A 17,847-nucleotide genomic window follows, 5' to 3' on the forward strand; every position below is an offset into this window, starting at 1 on the left:
CATTCCTCCTCAACGGGCCTTCGGGTCCGTCTTCGGGCGGGGGGTCGGCGGTGAGCCGAGGAGCAAGAGCGCGAGCAGGAACGAGCCCTTACACTCACGGGTGTCGCGGAAGACGCCCTGCGGTTCCGCGGAATCCAGCAGCCCCTCTACTTCGGCGCTCAGCGCTGCGGTCTCGACCGGGGAAGTGCGGTCCATGATCATGGGACCATCTCCTCTTCTAGCGGCTGAATAACCAGCGTTACATGGGCCCCAATTGGTCGCAAACGGTAGATAACAGGCGCAGGTCCGACAAGAAATCCGAGGGAAATCCGAGAGCAATCCGCCTCTTTGTTGACGACGTAACAGGTCAGCTCAGGCGGCCTTCCCTCCCCCCTTCCGCGCGACCGCGAAGATGCGCCGGAACGGAAAGACCGTCCCGTGCGGGCCTGCCGGATACGCGCTGCGCAAGGCCTCGGCGTACTCCGCGACAAACGCTTCGCTCGCCTCCGGATCGTCCGCGAGAGCGGTCAGGACCGGCCGCAGAGCCGTACCCTTCACCCAGTCCAGGACCGGGTCCTCGCCACGGAGGACTTGAAGGTACGTCGTCTCCCATACGTCGGCCTCGCAACCCAGCGCCATGAGGCGGGTGAGGTAGTCGCCCGGTTCGAGAACCGCCGCCACCGCCGCCCGCTCACCCGCGCCGCCCAGCCGGCCGCGCCAGCGCGGGGAGTCGCGCAGGGCGGCCAGGATGGTGTGACTGGGGGCGGTGAAGTTGCCCGGCACCTGAAAGGCGAAGGTGCCGCCGGGAGTGAGTGCGTCCAGCCAGGCCGGGAAGAGGTCGGCGTGGTCCGGCACCCACTGGAGGAGCGCGTTGGAGACGATCAGGTCGTACGTCGCCTCGTCCGGCGCCCAGGTCGCGGCGTCGGCGTGGCCGAAGTCGAGGAGCGGCCCCGCGTACCGCGCGGCCTGCTCCAGCATCTGCGGGGAACTGTCGTAACCCGTGATGCGGGCGCCGGGCCAGCGGTCCGCCAGCAGCGCGGTGACGTTGCCGGCGCCGCAGCCGAGGTCGGCGATGCGGGCGGGTGCGGGGGCGTCGACGCGGGCGAGGAGGTCGAGGAAGGGCCGGATGCGGTGGCCCGCGTGCCGGAGGTACTGCTGCGGGTCCCAGATCGGGGGTCGTACCGTCATGCACGCAGCTTGACCCCGCAACACTCTCGACGTCAAGATTCTCGGCGCCAAGAGACTTCATGTCGACAGACCAACTACACTGATCGCCATGGAGGACGAGGTCGACCGACTGGTCGCTGCATGGCGCCGCGAGCGCCCCGACCTCGACGTGGAACCACTCGAGGTCCTCAGTCGCGTCTCCAGGCTGGCCCGCCACCTCGACCGCGCCCGGCGCATAGCCTTCTCCGAGCATCAGCTGGAGCCGTGGGAGTTCGACGTACTGACGTCGCTGCGGCGCGCCGGCGACCCGTATCAGCTCTCGCCGGGCCAGCTGCTGACGCAGACCCTGGTCACCTCCGGCACCATGACCAACCGCATCGACCGGCTCGCCAAGAAGGGCCTCGTCGAGCGACTGCCCGATCCCAGCGACCGCCGTGGCGTCCTCGTGCGGCTCACCGCCGAGGGCCGCGACCGGGCCGACCAGGCGCTCGCCGGGCTGCTCGCGCAGGAGCGGGCCATCCTTGCCGAACTCTCGCGCGCGCAACGCGCTGACCTGGCCGGGCTGCTACGCCAGTTGACCGCCCCGTTCGACAACATCCCGGGTTAGGCCCGTCGGCCCGGGCCCGCCGCCGACCCCCAGGCCCACCTGCCCCAGCTCGACCGGCCCCAGGTCCACCGGCCCGACCCCGGCGCGGCGCGCGAGCGCGACGGCGGCGAGCGTGGAGTGCACGCCCAGCTTCCCCAGCACATTCTGCATGTGCGTACGGACGGTGTGTGGGGAGAGGAACAGCCGCTCGGCCACGGCCTTGCGGCCCAGCCCGGCCACCATGCACCGCAGCACCTCCCGCTCGCGCGGGGTGAGGGACTCGACGAGCCGCTCACTCTCCGTGCGGTGCTTGCGCGCCGCGGTCAACTCCCGCAGTACGCCCGTGAGAAGCGCCGGCGGCAGGTGCGTTTCGTCGCGCAGTACGCCGCGGATGACGGCCAGCAGACGTTGCAGCGAGCTGTCCTTGGCGACCCAGCCCGCGGCGCCGGCCTGCAGCGCGAGGGCGGCGCGACGCGGGTCGTCCTTCTCGGCGAGTACGACCGACCGTACGGCCGGCTGCCCGGACCGGACGCCCGCCACCAACGAAATTCCGTCCACCGGACCGTCCTCGCCCGGCTCCGGCACGTGAACCGCGCGGGCAGGCACCGCCGCGGCGGTGCCGAGGTCGGCGTCGACGAGCATGACATCGAATCGGCGGCCTTCCGCCGCCGCCCGCTCCAGAGAACGCAACGCGGCCGGGCCGCTGCCCGCCGCGCAGACATCGACGTCGGGCTCGGCGGCGAGGGCCGCGGCGAGCGACTCGGCGAAAATGCGGTGATCGTCCACCACCAGTACCCGGATCCGAACCACAGACACCCCCATGCCGCGTTGTGCCGGGATGTCCCCCCTGGACCCCCGGGGAGGCGAAACCGCCTGCGGGTACGGCGCCCGGAGAAGGTGCACGTCAGGTCGGACGCACGGCCGCCGCCGTGCAGCGAACACTGACCACTGCCCACCCCGGGCGACGTACCCGACTGTCTCGCCCCCTGATCAAGCACCGGCCCCCACCGGCGCTCTGCTTCAGCGTACGGGCGGGGGCGGGAAGCGGAAGGTAATTCGCAGAACTGATGGCCTGGTCTGTCCTTGGCGTGTTTCTGATGTGCCTCCTGTTTCGTATGGAGACAGAAGTCGATAAAACTCGACCAAGAACGGCCACGGGTCCGCCATCACGGTGTATTCACCACACGGGCAGCGCAACGAACAGCTTCCCGGCTGTCTCCCCCCGTGCGGTCGCCCGACGCTGACCGGAGTCCGGCACACGCACACCCAGACCCCGGGAAGGGAAACCGTGCATGGGGGTCAGACCCAGCACCCGCACCAGAACGCGTCTGCTCACCGCCGGAGCACTGCTTCTGGTGGTTCACGCGGGCGGCTGGCCCCTGGCCGCCGACCCCCCGCGCGCCGCCGCCGACGGTGTGGGCTCCCACGCCCTCGCCCTCTCGGTGACCGTCAACACGCGGCCCGGACGGGAGGCCGAACACACCGGCATCCGCGTCGGCCATCCCGTCGTCAAGCACTACCGGCTCACCAACCGCTCGGGGGCCGACCTCCACCGGCTCCGCCTCACCGACCCCCACGTGCCCGGCGCGGCGGTGAACTGCCCCGGCGGCCGGGGCCTGTGGCTGCGCGGGCTGACCTCCGTCACCTGTACGTCGCTGGTCAGCGCCACTCCCGGCAGGCACACGTCCACCGTGCGCGCACACGCGGAGATCCCCTCCCTCGGGGCGCGGCCGAGTGCCTCCGCCGTGGCCGGTTACGAGGGCGTGGCCGGTGCCCTGCGGCTCGCTGTCACGGTGCGGGAGGTGGAGGGGTCGCGTGCGGTGGTCCAGTACACCGTCGGGAATCCGGGCAACCGCACCGTCTTCGGCGTACGGCTCTCCGATACGGCGCTGAACCCGCCCCGGATCATCTGCGGCGGCCGCCCGGCTTCCTCCCCCCAGACCCTGCCGGCGGGGGCCACCGTGCTCTGCGTCGCGGAGCTGGACGGCCTGCGGCCCGGTACGTACCACAGCGGGCCCGAAGCGCGAGGAAGCGACGGGCTCTTCACGCTGGACACGGCGGGCGGGCTCGTCGGCCCTCCGCCGCTGGTGGCCCGTGCGGCGACGCGGTTCACGGTACGGGCCCAGCCGCCCCCGGAGTCACCCCGGCCGGCGAGGCCGGCGCCCCCACCGGCCCAGGCTCCACTGCCGGCCCCGGGTCCACCGCCGGGTGGCGCTTCGCTGCCGGGTGGCGCTTCGCCGCTGGACCGGGCTGCGCCACAGGCGCCGTCGCCCGGCGGCGGCGCGGGCACACCGGGAGCCCCGGGAGCCCCGGCCGCCGCGCCCGGCGGCGGTGCGCCGGGCGGCGGTGCGCCGGGCGGCCCGGCAGCCCCCGCCGGGCCGGCGCCGGGCACCCTTGGAGCGCCCGGCCTGGGGGTTCCGGGGCTGGGAGTTCCGGGGCTGGGGGTTCCGGGCCTGGGAGTTCCGGGGCTGGGGGTTCCAGGTCTGGGAGCGTCAGGCCTCGGAGTCCCGGGCCTCGGCCTCGGCGTACCCGGCCTCGGAGCTCCCGGGCTTGGCGCACCCGCACCAGGACTCGGCATCCCCGGCCTGGGGGCGGGTGAGGCCGCAGGCGTCGCACCGCCACCCCCCGCCGCCGAGGGCATCGCGCCTCCGCCGCCCGGAGAGCGCGCCACCCGGCCGAACACCCCCCGCGCCCCCGCCGACAACCAGTCCGTGGCCGCCCGAAGAGCCGGCGGCGTGCCACGCCGGGAGGATCCGCTCCCCGTCGTCGCGGTCCTGCTCCTGCTCCTCATTCCGGCGGGCATCGTCGCCGTGGTGGCCTCCCGCCGTACGTGACCCCGCGGCTGCCCACTTATCGACTCGACCGAGGGAGCGTCATGGAACAAGTCGTCGAGATGCTCGCCGTCGGGATGATCTGCGCACTGCTCACCGCAGCCGCGGTCATCGCCTGGCGCCGGTTCCACCCGGTGGAGGAAGAGGAGGAGTCCGGCGAGGAGGTGGCCGAGTACATGTCGATGATGATCGCCCTGCTGTACGCGCTGCTGCTCGGCCTGGCGCTGGTCAGCGTCTGGGATCTGCGGGCCAGCTCCGAGAGCCACACCGCCGCCGAGGCGGGCGCCCTGCACCAGATGACGGTCCTCGCCGAGGGCATGCCGCCGGCGCAGCGGGAGCGAATCGACGCCCTGGCCGAGAGCTACGCCGCTCATGTGGTCCAGGAGGAATGGCCGCGGCTGGCAGACCGTAACGGCCTCGGCGAGCGCGGCTGGTTCCCGCTGCGGCAGCTGCGCGCCGCAGCGGCGGCCCCGCCCGATGCCACCCCCGCCCAGGAGGTCACGGCGCTGGAACTGCTCGCTCAGCTCGGCGCACTCGACGACGCACGCCGGGGCAGGGAGGCGGACGCACAGGAAACCCTGTCACCGGCGCTGTGGTCCGGCATTGTGATCGGGGCCATCCTCTCGATCTGCATCCTGTTCTTCTTCAAGATCGGGCGCAGCCCCAGCCAGTTGGTGATGGCCATGGGCATGGTGGGGCTGACCGTCTTCCTCGGGCTCCTCATCCACCACTTGGCCTCGCCCTTCGGCGAGGTGATGGGCGTCAGCCCTGACCCGTTCACCCGCTACTTCCCCAAATCGGCCGGGGTCTGAATACAGCCGGCGTACGACAGTCGTCACGCGACGCGGTGGGCTCCCCGCGCCGGGATCGCCCGGAAGATGCGGGGCGCCGTACGGGAGGTCGCAGCGAAAGCCGTCTCGATCGACTTCGTGACCGTGTCCGACGCCGACGCCGACGACTCCACCAGGACGATCGCCGAGCCACCGAACCCGCCCCCCGTCATCCGCGCCCCCAGCGCCCCCGCCGCGTTGGCGGACTCGACCACCAGGTCGAGCTCCTCACACGAGACGCGAAGGTCGTCGCGGAGCGAGACGTGCCCCTCGGTCAGAAGCGGGCCCACCGCTCGCGGATCAGCCCCGTCCAGGAGGCCGATCACCTGCTCCACACGGTGGTTCTCGGACACCACGTGCCGCACGTAGCGGCGTATCCGCTCATCGCCGAGACTCTCCAGCGCGGCCCGCAGACCGGCGTACGGAACGTCCCGCAGCGCCGCCACGCCCAGCGCCCGCGCCCCCGCCTCGCACCCCTCGCGTCGTTCCGCGTACGCCCCGTCGCCCAGCGCGTGCTTGACCCGCGTGTCGACGACCAGCAGCTCCAGTCCGTGGGCGGCCAGGTCGAAAGGAACCTGGCGGCGCGTGAGGTCGCGCGTGTCCAGGTACAGCGCGTGGCCTTCCGTGCAGCAGGCCGCCGCCGTCTGGTCCATGATCCCGCAGGGCACCCCGACGAAGGCGTTCTCGGCGCGCTGGGCGACCACCGCCAGCCGGTCGCCTGAAAGCCCCAGGTCGTACAGGTCGTTGAGGGCCAGCGCCGTGACGACCTCCAGCGCGGCGGACGAGGAGAGACCCGCGCCCGTCGGCACCGTCGACGTCAGGTGGATGTCGGCGCCGCCGACCGCGTGGCCGGCCTCCCGCAGCGCCCACACCACCCCCGCCGGGTACGCCGCCCAGCCGCCACTGCCACTGCCGAGCGGCGCCAGCTCGTCGGCCCGCAGCTGGACGATGCCGCCGTCGACGTCCGCCGAGTGCAGGCGCAGCACGCCGTCGTCGCGGCGCGCGACCGCCGCGACCGCCGTGTGCGGCAGGGCGAGCGGCATCACGAAGCCGTCGTTGAAGTCGGTGTACTCGCCGATGAGGTTGACCCGGCCGGGGGCCGCCCACACCCCGTCGGGCTCGGCGCCGTACAACTCGGTGAAGGCCTTGATGACGGCGTCGGTCACGTGGTTCATACGTCCTGCTCCTCCCGGCGGGCAAACGCCCACGCGTCCGCGACGATGCCCGCGAGATCCGCGCGGGACGGCTTCCAGCCGAGCTTTTCGCGCGCCGCGTCGGCGGACGCGACCAGCACCGCCGGGTCGCCGGCCCGGCGCGGAGCCGGGGTCTCGGGGATCGGATGCCCCGTGACCTTGCGTACGGTCTCGACGACCTCACGGACCGAGAAACCGTTGCCGTTGCCGAGGTTGCAGATCAGGTGGGCGCCCGGCTCGGCCGCCCCCAGCGCGAGCAGGTGTGCCTCGGCGAGGTCGGCGACGTGGATGTAATCGCGGACGCAGGTGCCGTCGGGGGTCGGGTAGTCGTCGCCGTACACCGCGATCGACTCGCGCCGGCCCTGCGCGACCTGGAGGACGAGCGGGATGAGGTGGGATTCGGGGTCGTGCCGCTCCCCGTACGTGCCATACGCACCGGCGACGTTGAAGTAGCGCAGCGAGACCGCTGCCAGGCCGTGCGCGGCGCTCTCGCCGCTGATCATGTGGTCGACGGCGAGCTTGGAGGCGCCGTAGGGATTGGTGGGCGCGGTGGGCGCCGCCTCCGTGATGGGTGTGGAGACCGGCTCGCCGTACGTCGCCGCCGTCGAGGAGAAGACCAGCTTCCGCACGCCCGCGCCCCGCATCGCGGCGAGCAGCGCCATGGTCCCGCCGACGTTGTTCGTCCAGTACTTCTCGGGGTCGACGACGGACTCGCCGACCTGCGAGAACGCGGCGAAGTGCAGTACGCCGTCGTACGAGGAGTCCAGCCAGCGCCCGGCCTCCTGGACGCGGCCCTCAATGAACGCCGCGCCGGAAGGGACGCCCTCGCGGAAGCCGGTGGAGAGGTCGTCGAGGACGGTCACCTCGTGGCCTGCCTCCAGGAGGTGGGCCGCGACCACGCTGCCGACGTATCCCGCACCACCAGTGACCAGGTACTTCTGCTGCTGCTTCACTCGCTCGCTACCTCTCGCAGTCGCGCTGCCGCGGTCTCCGGCGGCACATCGTTGATGAACACATTCATGCCGGATTCGGAACCCGCGAGAAACTTCAGCTTGCCCGAAGTGCGTCGGATGGTGAAAAGCTCGAGGTGCAGCGCGAAGTCGGGGGCGCCGAGCGGCGCCTGGTGCCAGGCGGAGATGTACGGCGTCGGCGGCTCACCGGGGCCGAAGATCCGGTCGAACCGACGCAACAGTTCCAGGTAAATCTGTGGGAACTCTGTGCGCGCGTCGTCGTCCAGCCCTCGCAGGTCGGCCACGCGCCGCTTCGGGTAGAGGTGCACCTCGTACGGCCAGTGCGCGGCGTACGGCACGAAGGCCACCCAGTGCTCGCCCTCCAGCACGACTCGCGTCCCTTCGGCGCGCTCCCGCTCCACGACGTCGTCGAAGAGGTTCCGGCCGGTCTCCGCGAGGTGCGCGGCCGCCGAGCGCAGCATCAGCTCCGTGCGGGGGGTGACGAAGGGATAGGCGTAGATCTGGCCGTGCGGATGGCCGAGGGTTACGCCGATCTCCGCGCCCCGGTTCTCAAAACAGAACACCTGCCGCACGCCGGGCAGCTCGGCGAGCTCGGCCGTCCTGTCGGTCCAGGCCTCCAGGACGAGGCCTGCCTGCTCCTCGTTCATGTCGGCGAAGGACGCGTCGTGGTCGGAGGTGAAGCAGACGACCTCGCAGCGCCCGGCGTCTCCGGCCAGCGAGGGGAAGCGGTTCTCGAAGACGGCTACGTCGTACTCGGCGGCCGGGATCTCGCTGTGCCGGCCGTCGCGCGACGGGCAGAGCGGGCACTCGTCGGCGGGCGGGTGGTAGGTGCGGGCCTGGCGGTGCGAGGCGATGGCGACGCGGTCGCCGAGCAGTGGGTCGCGGCGGATCTGTGAGGTGGTCGCGACGGGTTCGAGGGGCCGCGGGTCGGTGGCATCGCGTACGGCGTCGTCGCGGGAGTCGTAGTAGAGCAGCTCCCGGCCGTCGGCCAGCCGGGTCGACGTCTTCTTCACACGCAGGCTCCTCATCACACCCACCACGGAACAACATAACCGAACACAACAAACCACGGTCAAACAAGGGAGTCAACACCGCCAGCCCCACCCCTCCCGCATCACAATCAAACAAAGAACACCAACAAAAGTATTCAGTTCCGCTATTCGGAGGCGTAGGTTCCGTCGGGTCCGTTCGCTCGACGAAGACGAAGCAGGTCTCCATGCACTACCTGGCCGAAGGGCTACGGCTCCCCACCAACGGGCTCGACTACACGATTCTGGCGATCTACTTCGCCGTGGTCCTCGGCATCGGCTTCGCCGCCCGGGCCAGCGTGAAGACCAGCCTCGACTTCTTCCTCTCGGGCCGGTCACTGCCGGCCTGGGTCACCGGTCTGGCGTTCGTCGCCGCGAACCTCGGCGCCACCGAGATCCTCGGCATGGCCGCCACCGGCGCGCAGTACGGCGTGGCCGTCGTCCACTGGTACTGGATCGGTGCCATCCCCGCCATGGTCTTCCTCGGCCTGGTGATGATGCCGTTCTACTACGGCTCCAAGGTCCGCTCGGTCCCCGAGTTCCTGCTCCAGCGCTTCGACAAGTCCGCGCACCTGCTGAGCTCGGTCCTCTTCGCCTTCGCCGCCATCCTCATCGCGGGCGTGAACCTCTACGCCCTGTCGATCGTCGTCGAGGCACTGCTCGGCTGGCCGCAGTGGGTGTCGATCGTCGTGGCCGGCTTCTTCGTCCTCGGGTACATCACGGTGGGCGGCCTCTCCTCGGCGATCTACAACGAGGTGCTCCAGTTCTTCGTGATCCTCGCCGCGCTGATCCCGCTCACCTTCCTCGGCCTCAAGCGGGTCGGCGGGTGGGACGGCCTGACCGGCTCACTGGAGAAGAGTCACGGCGGCGAATTCCTCACCGCCTGGGGCGGTACGGGCATAGGTGACGCCAACCCGCTCGGCGCGAACTGGCTCACCATCATCCTGGGCCTCGGCTTCGTGCTCTCCTTCGGCTACTGGACCACCAACTTCGCCGAGGTGCAGCGGGCGCTGTCCGCGAAGAACCTCTCCGCCGCGAAGCGCACTCCGCTGATCGCCGCCTTCCCCAAGATCTTCATCGTGTTCCTGGTGATGATCCCGGGCCTGGTCGCCGCCGTACTCGTACCGAAGATAGGCACCGCCGGCTCAGACCTGACGTACAACGACGCGATCCCGCTGCTGATGGCAGAGTTTCTGCCGAACGGTGTGCTGGGCATCGCGGTGACGGGTCTGCTGGCGGCCTTCATGGCGGGTATGGCGGCCAACGTGTCGTCGTTCAACACCGTCTTCACCAGCGACATCTGGGCGAAGTACGTGAAGCCGGGGCGTGAGGACGCGTACTACCTGCGCTTCGGGCGGCTGATCACGGCGATCGGCGTGCTGGCGTCCATCGGCACGGCCTTCATCGCGTCCAGCTTCTCCAACATCATGAGCTACCTCCAGACGCTCTTCTCCTTCTTCAACGTCCCGATGTTCGTGGTCTTCATCATCGGCATGTTCTGGAAGCGGGCCTCGATGAAGTCCGGCGTCTGGGGCCTGGTCGCGGGCACCGGCGCCGCGATGGTCAATTACTTCTGGGTTTACAAGCAGGGGATCATCGACATCCCGACCGACCAGGGCGCCAACTTCGTCTCCGCGATCGTCGGTTTCGTCGCCGGTGCGGTGGTCATGGTCGTCGTCACGCTCTTCACCGCGCCGAAGCCGGAGGCCGAGCTGGCGGGGCTGGTGTACGGGACGCGCTCGCCGGGGCTGGAGGAGCCGCCGGGTGAGGGCGACGACGCGTGGTACCGCAAGCCGGCTCTGCTCGGCTGGGGCGCGATCGTCATCGCCGCCCTTTGCTATGTCCCGTACTCCTTCTGATCGGAGACTGAGAACACATGTCTGACCTGCAGCGCGAAGTCTCCGAACTGGAGCGTAAGTCCGCTACCGCGGCACGCCTTTTCGACATCCGTCGCATCATTGGCGGCCTGTTCGTCGTGTACGGCGTGATCGTCACGATCGCTGGCATCAGTCCGTCCGTGGCGGACCTGGAGAAGGCGGAGGGGGTCCACATCAACCTGTGGACGGGGCTGGCCATGCTGGCCCTCGGCCTCTTCTTCCTGATCTGGCTGAAGCTGCGGCCGATAGCCCCGCCAACGGTGGCGGCCGAGCCCACCGAGTAGAGCGCCTGCGGCGCGAACTGGGGCGCTGCCCCAGACCCCGCTCCTCAATCGCCGGAGGAGCTCCAAAGGAGCCCGTCCGGCGATTGAGGACACGCCCGAAGGGCGTCCGGGGGTCTCCAGTCAGCTCTGCGGCGGGGTCGCGTGGTCCAGCAGGCCCGTTCGGGCCGCCAGGGCCGCCGCCTCCAGGCGCGAGCCCACGCCCAGCTTCATCAGCACCCGCTGAACGTGCGTACGCGCGGTGCTCGGCGCGATGCTCATCCCCGCCGCGATCAGCCGCGTGTCCTCACCGTCCGCGACCCGCATCAGGACCTCCACCTCCCGCGGCGTCAGCATCTGGAGCAGCCGCTGCCCCTCGTCGTCCGGCTGCGCCGCCGGGTTCAGCAGCTCGGCGAACGCGCCCTGCAGGAGCTGCGGTGCCACCGCCGCCTCCCCCGCCCGGGCCTTCACGATCGCGCGCTCGACGCCTTCGATGCGCTCGTCATGGCGTACGTACCCGGCCGCCCCGGCAGCGAAGGCCGCCGCGATGCCGCGCGGACTGGGCACCGGGCCCAGCACGACGACGGCCACCTGCGGCCGTTCGTGCTTGATGCGGACGATCGGGTCGAAAACCCCTGGTTCGGCGGGAGTCGCCGTACCGAACAAGCACACCTCGGGCGCCCTGCTGACGACCAGTTCCGCCGCCCCCGACGTCGGGGCGGCCGCCGCGAGCACCCGGTGCCCGCGCAACTTGAGCGCCGAGGCGAGCGCCTCGGCGAGCAATCGGTGGTCATCAACCACCATGAGCCGCACGCCCATAGAGAATCCCCCATACCCCTGCCCCTGGAGCTGGCCCCCCGGCCCGCCTGACCCGGCAAGCTACACGCTTGTTCGACGTTGCGCGCCCCTTACTGGTAAGAAGCCCCCCGGATTGTCGAATTCCTCGCGATTCAGGACTACTTGCCGGGCCGGATGTGGCATGGGATTGGCATGGGACGGCCCCGGCAGTGGAGACGAACCACTGCCGGGGCCGCTGTGACCTGTGTGTCAGGTACGCCCAGTGCGTCAGCCGGTGCCGAAGCCGATCGCCAAGTAGCGCTTGAAGCCCTCGCGCTCCTGGCTCATGAGGCGCGTCGCCATGAACAAGCGGCCGTCGGCGTAACGGAATTCGGCGGAGTCCACCACGAAGGTCATCGTCACATCACGGACCGCCCGGTCGGCCGGGTTCTCCATCAGCAGCGTCTCCTTCATGGAACCGCCGTTGATGCTCACCACCTGGCCGCCCTTGTCGTACGGCGGGTACTTGTACGCGATGATGTTGCCGCCGTCCATGCGGATCGGGTGCATCGTGTAGCGGTCGCCCGCGTCGGCCCGGTCGCTGGTGAGCTTGCCGGTCGCCAGGTCGAAGGACACGATCTCGTTCGTACGGCCGCCCTCGGCGCCACCCTCGTGCTCCTCGGTCGGCACGTAGATCTTGCCGTTGCCGACGACGACCTTCGTGCAGCCCTCGGTGTCGCGGCACCTCGGGGCGTACTGCTCGGCATCGACCGGGATCCTGGCGCGCAGATCGCCGGTCTTCTCGTCGATCGAGAAGAAGTCGGAGACCCCGCTTCCGTCGCCCGCGGTGTCGCCGACGTCGGCGGCGGCCACCAGCGGCTTGGTGGAGACGATGCTCGCCTGGTCCACGCCCGTGGGCATCTTGTACTTGGCGATCGGCGCGCCGGTCTTCGGGTTCAGGTGCTCGATGGAGAGCTGCGGCGCGCTGGCCGAACCGCAGCTGCGCACCGTGGCGAGTGCCTCGCCGCCCGCGTAGCCGACGTCGCGGCACTGTTCGGCGTTGGGCTTCGGCTGCCAGCGGACCTTGCCGGTGGCGACGTCGAAGGCCGCGCCGCCGCGGGTACCGCCGGCGCCGACCGCGTCGCCGCCGACGGTGACCTCACTGAACACGACCTTTTCGTCGCCGTCCTTGACCGACTTCTGCCACAGCAGTTTGCCGGCGTCGATGTCGATCACACCGACCTCGGTGCACGGCGAGTACGTCTTGCCCGCCGGCATCGGCCCCGCGAAGAGGATCGCGGTCTTGTTGTCCTTCGTGACGTGAGGCGACGCCGCGCAGACCTCGCCCGGGAGCGGAATGCTCCACAGCTCCGCGCCGCTGTCCAGGTTGTGGCCGACGACCTCGTTGAGGCCGCTCTTGACGTACGCCTTGTCGGTGATCCAGGAGCCGTTGACGCCGGCGACCGATTCCGTCACCTTCGGGGCGGGCAGCTGGAAGAGGACCTTGGAGCTGGCGTTGGAGGGCTTCTCTTCCTTGCCGACGCCGTCGGGAGCGGGTTTGCCGTCGTCGCCCCCACCACCGCCGGTCGAGCCCGCGGAGGAGTTCTGCGCCGGGTCGTCCTTGCCCCCCTCGTCGCCGACCGCGAACCAGACGCCGACGCCGACGATCAGCGCCACCGCGACGACCGCCGCTATGACGACGGCCGTGGTGGTGTTGACCTTCTTGCCGCCGCCGCCCTGCGGGGGCATGCCCTGCGGGTAGGCGTACTGCGGCTGTTGCTGGCCGCCGTACGGGGGCTGCTGACCGTAAGGCGGCTGCTGGCCGTACGGGTTGGGCTGGCCGGGCTGCTGGCCCGGGTAGCCGTAGCCGGGCTGCTGGCCGGGCGGCGAGGGGTAACCGTAGCCAGGCTGCTGACCCGGCTGCTGGGCGGGCGGCGCCGGGGGCGTCTGCGGGTAGCCGTAACCGGGCTGACCGGCGGGCGGGGGCGGCGGGGCGCCGAACCCGCCCTGCGGGGGCTCGTTCGGCGGCGGCGGGGGCGGGGACGGGGGCTGCGTCATGGCGTACGTACCTCTGGAGAAGGGGAGTCGAAGACGTGGGAGAAGACCCGGGGCTCAGTCACCGGCCGTCACTTGCCGAAGACCATCATCGTCTTCGTCTCCTTCTCTTCCTCGTCGTTGCTGGCGCTGACGCGGGAGGCGACGACGTAGAACTGACCACCCTCGTAGGCGACCTTCGTCGTGAAGAAGCTGTTCTCGATCTCGGCGGTCGACTGCGGGTTCTGGAGCAGCGTCTTCGGCTTGCCGCCCGACGCCGGAATGGTCGCGAGCGCGCCGCCCTTGTCGTACGAGGCGTCCATGTGCACCAGGACCTCTCCGCCCTCCATCCGCACCGGCATCATCGGGCGGTCGGTGGCGGCGGAACGCCACTTGGGCTTGCCGGTGTCGAGGTTGAAGGCGACGACCTCGTTGGTGCGCTTCAGGCCGCTCGTCTTCTCGGCGGTGGCCATGTAGAAGGCGTTCTGGTCGGCGGCGACGCCGGTGCAGCCCTCGAGGTTCCGGCCGAAGATGACGAAGGTGCCGCCGCACTGGGGCTGGAACTTGTCCTTGCCGCCGTCGATCACCGAGCGCAGCTTGCCGCTGTCCGTCAGCGCGATGACGCTCCAGGTCTTCTTCTCACGGTCCTGCGCGGACACGACGAGCGGGGAGACGGAGTAGACCCTGTCGACGTGCCAGCCCTTGGCCAGCGGGTACGACCACTTGACCTTGCCGGTGGCCGGGTCGTGCTCCTGGATCCGCTCGTGGTTCTTGGCGGTCTCGCCCGTGGAGCAGGCCGCGGCGGCGATCAGCTTGGCGCTGCTGGTGAAGGCGTACGGCTGGCACTCACCGGGGAGCTTGCCCCACAGCTCCTTGCCGTCCTTCATGCTGAAGGCGGTGGAGTGGCCGGTGCGGCCGGCGGTGACGGTGTTGCCGCTGATGGCGATGGTGATGTCGGAGAGGATGTCGAACGTCCCCTCCTTCTTCACCTCGGCCTTCCAGCCCGCCTTGCCGGTCTTGAGGTCGACCAGCTGGAGCTGGCTGCACTTGGCCTTCTCGGTGGTGCCGTTCTTGACGCCGATGACGATCTTGCTGTCGTCGGAGGTCCTGACGGGCGCCGCGCAGATCTCGGTGGAGAGCGGAAGGCTCCACTTCTCCTTGCCGTCGGTGGTGCTGTAGGCGGCGACCTTCTTGTACATCGCTTTGACGACGAGGCCGTCGGTGAACCACGGGCCGTACACGTCGGCGCCGTTGCGCGGCAGGTCCACGTCGTTCTTCTGCAGCCACAGGACCTTGGACTCGCCCGACTGGCGCCCGGCGTTCAGGTCGTCCCCGGCGTCGCGGCCGCCCGCGGAATCGTCACTGGTGTCGCCGGTGCCGCCGGTGGGCAGACCGTCCTGCTTGTTGTCCTTGCTGCTGTCGGCGACGGGCCGCTTCTTCTTGCCGCCGTCGTCACCGCCGACGGCGAGGTAGATGCCGCCGCCGACGACGAGGACGGCGGCGAGGGCCGCGCCGATGATGACCGCGGGCTTGCCCTTGAAGCCGCCGCCGGTGCCGCCGGTGCCAGCGGTGCCCGGGCCGGGTGCGCCGGGGAAGCCGCCGTAGGGACCCGGCTGCGGCTGGCCGTACGGGCCGGGCTGCTGACCGTAGGGGCCGGGCTGCGGCTGACCGTACGGTCCTGGCTGGCCGGGCTGCGGCTGGCCGTACGGGCCTGCCTGGCCGGGCTGTTGACCAGGCTGGCCCGGGTAGCCGTACCCCGGCTGCGGGGCCTGCTGCGGCGGTGCCTGCGGGTAGCCGTACCCGGGCTGCGCCGGGGGTTGCTGGGGCGGGGCTGCCAGCGGGCCGGGCGGGGCCGGGGGCATCTGCGGCGGCTGGGCAGGCGGCTGGGGCGGCTGCTGGGGCTGCTGGGGCTGCTGCTGCCGGGGGTCCTGGGGGGCTCCGAAGCCGCCCTGCGGCGGCTGGTTGGGCGGCTGAGACATCAGCGCTTACCTCTTCACACGAGACCGCCGCCCGTTCGGTCTCCCCCGCAATTCCGGCGGCGTAACTCCCCCAGAAAGGAGCGAATCGGGCTTGAGCCCCGCAGATCTACGTCAGTCGAGCGGGGCTTCTTTCTATCACTTGGGCCCCCTCCAACGAGGGGCCGGTCCGCCCCTGTTCCCAAGGGAGGACCGGCCCGTGACGCGCTCGTTATTCGGATTTGAGGATCTGCTACGCGTGGTTACGCGTCCTCGGCGAGTTCCATCCAGCGCATCTCCAGCTCGTCGCGCCCGGCGACCAGCTCGCGCAGCTCGGCGTCGAGCAGGGCGACCTTCTCGAAGTCGGTCGCGTTGTCGGCGATTTGGGCATGCAGCTTGGTCTCCTTGTCGGAGAGCTTGCTGAGCTGACGCTCGATCTTCTGCATTTCCTTCTGGGCGGCGCGGGCGTCGCCGGACGCCTTCTTCTTGACGGGCGCGGCGACGGCGGCGGGCGCCGGGGTGGCGGCCTCGATCATCTGCCGCCTGCGCTCCAGGTACTCGTCGAGACCGCGCGGCAGGTTACGCAGCGTCTGGTCGCCGAGCAGGGCGTACACCTTGTCGGTGGTCCGCTCGATGAAGAACCGGTCGTGCGAGATGACGACCATCGAGCCGGGCCAGCCGTCGAGCAGGTCCTCGAGCTGCGTGAGCGTCTCGATGTCGAGGTCGTTGGTCGGCTCGTCGAGGAAGAGGACGTTCGGCTCGTCCATCAGCAGCCGCAGGATCTGGAGCCGGCGCCGCTCACCGCCGGACAGGTCGCCGACGGGCGTCCACTGCTTCTCCTTGGTGAACCCGAACTGCTCGCACAGCTGGCCCGCCGTCATCTCGCGGCCCGTGCCGAGGTCCACCCGGTCCCGTACACGCTGAACGGCTTCGAGCACGCGCAGGTTCGGGTCGAGCTCACCGACCTCCTGGGAGAGGTACGCGAGCTTCACGGTCTTGCCGACGACGACCTTGCCCGCGACGGGCTGGGCGTCGCCCTGTGTGCTCGCCGCGTCGGCCAGGGCCCGCAGCAGCGAGGTCTTGCCCGCGCCGTTGACGCCGACGAGGCCGACGCGGTCGCCGGGGCCGAGCTGCCAGGTGAGGTGCTTGAGCAGCACCTTGGGGCCGGCCTGGACAGTGACGTCCTCAAGGTCGAAGACGGTCTTGCCGAGCCGCGAGTTGGCGAACTTCATCAGCGCAGAGGTGTCGCGGGGCGGCGGTACGTCGGCGATCAGCTCGTTGGCCGCCTCGACGCGGAAGCGCGGCTTCGACGTACGGGCGGGGGCGCCGCGGCGCAGCCACGCCAGCTCCTTGCGGACCAGGTTCTGACGCTTGGACTCCTCGGTCGCGGCGATGCGCTCGCGCTCGGCGCGAGCGAAGACGTAGTCGGAGTAACCGCCCTCGTACTCGTGCACGGCGCCGCGCTGCACGTCCCACATGCGGGTGCAGACCTGGTCGAGGAACCACCGGTCGTGGGTGACGCAGACGAGCGCGGAGCGGCGCGACTGGAGGTGCTTGGCGAGCCAGGCGATGCCCTCGACGTCGAGGTGGTTGGTCGGCTCGTCGAGGACCAGCAGGTCCTGGTCGTCGATGAGGAGCTTCGCGAGCGCGATACGGCGGCGCTCGCCGCCGGAGAGCGGGCCGATCACGGTTTCGAGCCCGTGCTCGAAACCGGGCAGGCTGAGCCCGCCGAAGAGGCCGTTCAGTACGTCGCGGATCTTGGCGGTGCCCGCCCACTCGTGGTCCGCGAGGTCGCCGATGATCTCCTGGCGGACGGTCGCGGCGGGGTCGAGCGAATCGTGCTGGGTGAGGACGCCGAGGCGCAGGCCGCCGTTGTGCGTGATGCGGCCGGTGTCGGCTTCCTCAAGCTTGGCGAGCATGCGGATGAGGGTCGTCTTGCCGTCGCCGTTACGGCCGACGACACCGATCCGGTCCCCCTCGGAGACGCCGAGGGACACGCCGTCGAGCAGGGCACGGGTGCCGTAGACCTTGCTGACGGCCTCGACGTTGACGAGGTTGACGGCCATTGATGCGCGCTCCAGGGACAGAAAAGGGATAGGCGTACCAGCGTAGTCGCCTGCGCCACGTCCCCGACGACCACCCGGTGGCTGGGGCCGGAGGGCGGCGCCGGCGTGCGGCCCCCGCCGATGCCGCCCCCGGGCCGCCGCTCCGAAACCCCGGCGCTGCGGGGCCGGGCGACCCGGCCGGAGCGGGGCCAAGGGAGGCACAAACCCCAGCGGGAGGCTGTGCACCGCCGACGGCTGCGGGCAGTGGGACCGGACCGGCGCTGCGCACCGGAGCCCTGCCCCACCCCGCCCAC

Annotated in this window: 15 protein-coding genes; 5 read left to right on the forward strand and 10 right to left on the reverse strand. The window is 70.7% G+C overall.

Annotation, left to right across the window (positions count from 1 at the left end; all coding sequences use genetic code 11):
* Positions 1-9 precede the first annotated feature (9 nt).
* Together ABZX79_RS16810 and ABZX79_RS16815 are read right to left on the reverse strand one after the other, a co-directional pair.
* Complete coding sequence (locus ABZX79_RS16810) at positions 10-201, reverse strand: hypothetical protein (RefSeq protein WP_355257300.1); 192 nt, start codon at positions 199-201, stop codon at positions 10-12.
* Positions 202-351: 150 nt separating this feature from the next.
* A complete protein-coding gene (locus ABZX79_RS16815; RefSeq protein ID WP_355257303.1) occupies positions 352-1,167 on the reverse strand; it encodes a trans-aconitate 2-methyltransferase in 816 nt (271 codons plus the stop codon).
* A gap of 88 nt (positions 1,168-1,255) precedes the next feature.
* Between ABZX79_RS16815 and ABZX79_RS16820 the strand changes: the two genes are divergently transcribed.
* Positions 1,256-1,753 carry a MarR family transcriptional regulator gene (locus tag ABZX79_RS16820; RefSeq protein WP_355257306.1) on the forward strand — a complete coding sequence of 166 codons (498 nt, stop codon included), beginning with the start codon at positions 1,256-1,258 and terminating at the stop codon, positions 1,751-1,753.
* Here the strand turns inward: ABZX79_RS16820 and ABZX79_RS16825 are convergent.
* A complete protein-coding gene (locus ABZX79_RS16825; RefSeq protein ID WP_355257309.1) occupies positions 1,712-2,542 on the reverse strand; it encodes a response regulator transcription factor in 831 nt (276 codons plus the stop codon). The genes ABZX79_RS16820 and ABZX79_RS16825 overlap by 42 nt on opposite strands.
* A 482-nt stretch (positions 2,543-3,024) precedes the next feature.
* On the opposite strand from ABZX79_RS16825, the gene ABZX79_RS16830 reads away from it, so the two are divergent.
* Together ABZX79_RS16830 and ABZX79_RS16835 are read left to right on the forward strand one after the other, a co-directional pair.
* Positions 3,025-4,566, forward strand: a complete 1,542-nt coding sequence (locus tag ABZX79_RS16830; protein WP_355257312.1) for a hypothetical protein — start codon at positions 3,025-3,027, stop codon at positions 4,564-4,566.
* Positions 4,567-4,607: 41 nt separating this feature from the next.
* Positions 4,608-5,375 (forward strand): hypothetical protein, encoded by a 768-nt coding sequence (locus tag ABZX79_RS16835; protein ID WP_355257314.1) that lies wholly within the window; start codon positions 4,608-4,610, stop codon positions 5,373-5,375.
* A 23-nt stretch (positions 5,376-5,398) separates the two neighbouring features.
* On the opposite strand, the gene galK is transcribed toward ABZX79_RS16835, so the two are convergent.
* The 3 genes from galK to galT are packed head-to-tail and all read right to left on the reverse strand — an operon-like array spanning position 5,399 to position 8,570.
* Positions 5,399-6,568, reverse strand: coding sequence for a galactokinase (gene galK, locus ABZX79_RS16840; protein WP_355257317.1), 1,170 nt, complete (start codon positions 6,566-6,568; stop codon positions 5,399-5,401).
* Positions 6,565-7,539 carry a UDP-glucose 4-epimerase GalE gene (galE, locus tag ABZX79_RS16845; RefSeq protein ID WP_355257320.1) on the reverse strand — a complete coding sequence of 325 codons (975 nt, stop codon included), beginning with the start codon at positions 7,537-7,539 and terminating at the stop codon, positions 6,565-6,567. The genes galK and galE overlap by 4 nt, the downstream gene beginning before the upstream one ends.
* The gene (galT, locus tag ABZX79_RS16850; RefSeq protein ID WP_355257323.1) at positions 7,536-8,570 is read right to left on the reverse strand and encodes a galactose-1-phosphate uridylyltransferase; all 1,035 of its coding nucleotides are present in this window, start codon (positions 8,568-8,570) and stop codon (positions 7,536-7,538) included. The genes galE and galT overlap by 4 nt, the downstream gene beginning before the upstream one ends.
* Before the next feature lie 203 nt (positions 8,571-8,773).
* Between galT and ABZX79_RS16855 the strand changes: the two genes are divergently transcribed.
* Both ABZX79_RS16855 and ABZX79_RS16860 read left to right on the forward strand, forming a co-directional pair.
* Positions 8,774-10,444, forward strand: coding sequence for a sodium:solute symporter family protein (locus tag ABZX79_RS16855; RefSeq protein WP_355257326.1), 1,671 nt, complete (start codon positions 8,774-8,776; stop codon positions 10,442-10,444).
* 17 nt (positions 10,445-10,461) lie between these two features.
* Positions 10,462-10,746, forward strand: coding sequence for a hypothetical protein (locus ABZX79_RS16860; RefSeq protein ID WP_355257329.1), 285 nt, complete (start codon positions 10,462-10,464; stop codon positions 10,744-10,746).
* Positions 10,747-10,866: 120 nt separating this feature from the next.
* Here the strand turns inward: ABZX79_RS16860 and ABZX79_RS16865 are convergent, their stop codons facing one another.
* The 4 genes from ABZX79_RS16865 to ABZX79_RS16880 all read right to left on the reverse strand — a co-directional run bounded on the left by ABZX79_RS16865 (position 10,867) and on the right by ABZX79_RS16880 (position 17,554).
* Positions 10,867-11,541, reverse strand: coding sequence for a LuxR C-terminal-related transcriptional regulator (locus tag ABZX79_RS16865; protein ID WP_355257332.1), 675 nt, complete (start codon positions 11,539-11,541; stop codon positions 10,867-10,869).
* Positions 11,542-11,787: 246 nt separating this feature from the next.
* Complete coding sequence (locus ABZX79_RS16870; protein ID WP_355257335.1) at positions 11,788-13,557, reverse strand: PQQ-binding-like beta-propeller repeat protein; 1,770 nt, start codon at positions 13,555-13,557, stop codon at positions 11,788-11,790.
* A 68-nt stretch (positions 13,558-13,625) separates the two neighbouring features.
* On the reverse strand, positions 13,626-15,512 hold the full coding sequence (locus tag ABZX79_RS16875; RefSeq protein ID WP_355257338.1) for a PQQ-binding-like beta-propeller repeat protein: 1,887 nt from the start codon (positions 15,510-15,512) through the stop codon (positions 13,626-13,628).
* Between the two features lie 239 nt (positions 15,513-15,751).
* Positions 15,752-17,554, reverse strand: coding sequence for an ABC-F family ATP-binding cassette domain-containing protein (locus ABZX79_RS16880; protein ID WP_355257341.1), 1,803 nt, complete (start codon positions 17,552-17,554; stop codon positions 15,752-15,754).
* Positions 17,555-17,847: the final 293 nt, after the last annotated feature.

Origin of the sequence: Streptomyces sp. NPDC002994 (assembly GCF_040611155.1) — a bacterium.
In the GTDB taxonomy this organism is placed as follows: Bacteria; Actinomycetota; Actinomycetes; order Streptomycetales; family Streptomycetaceae; genus Streptomyces.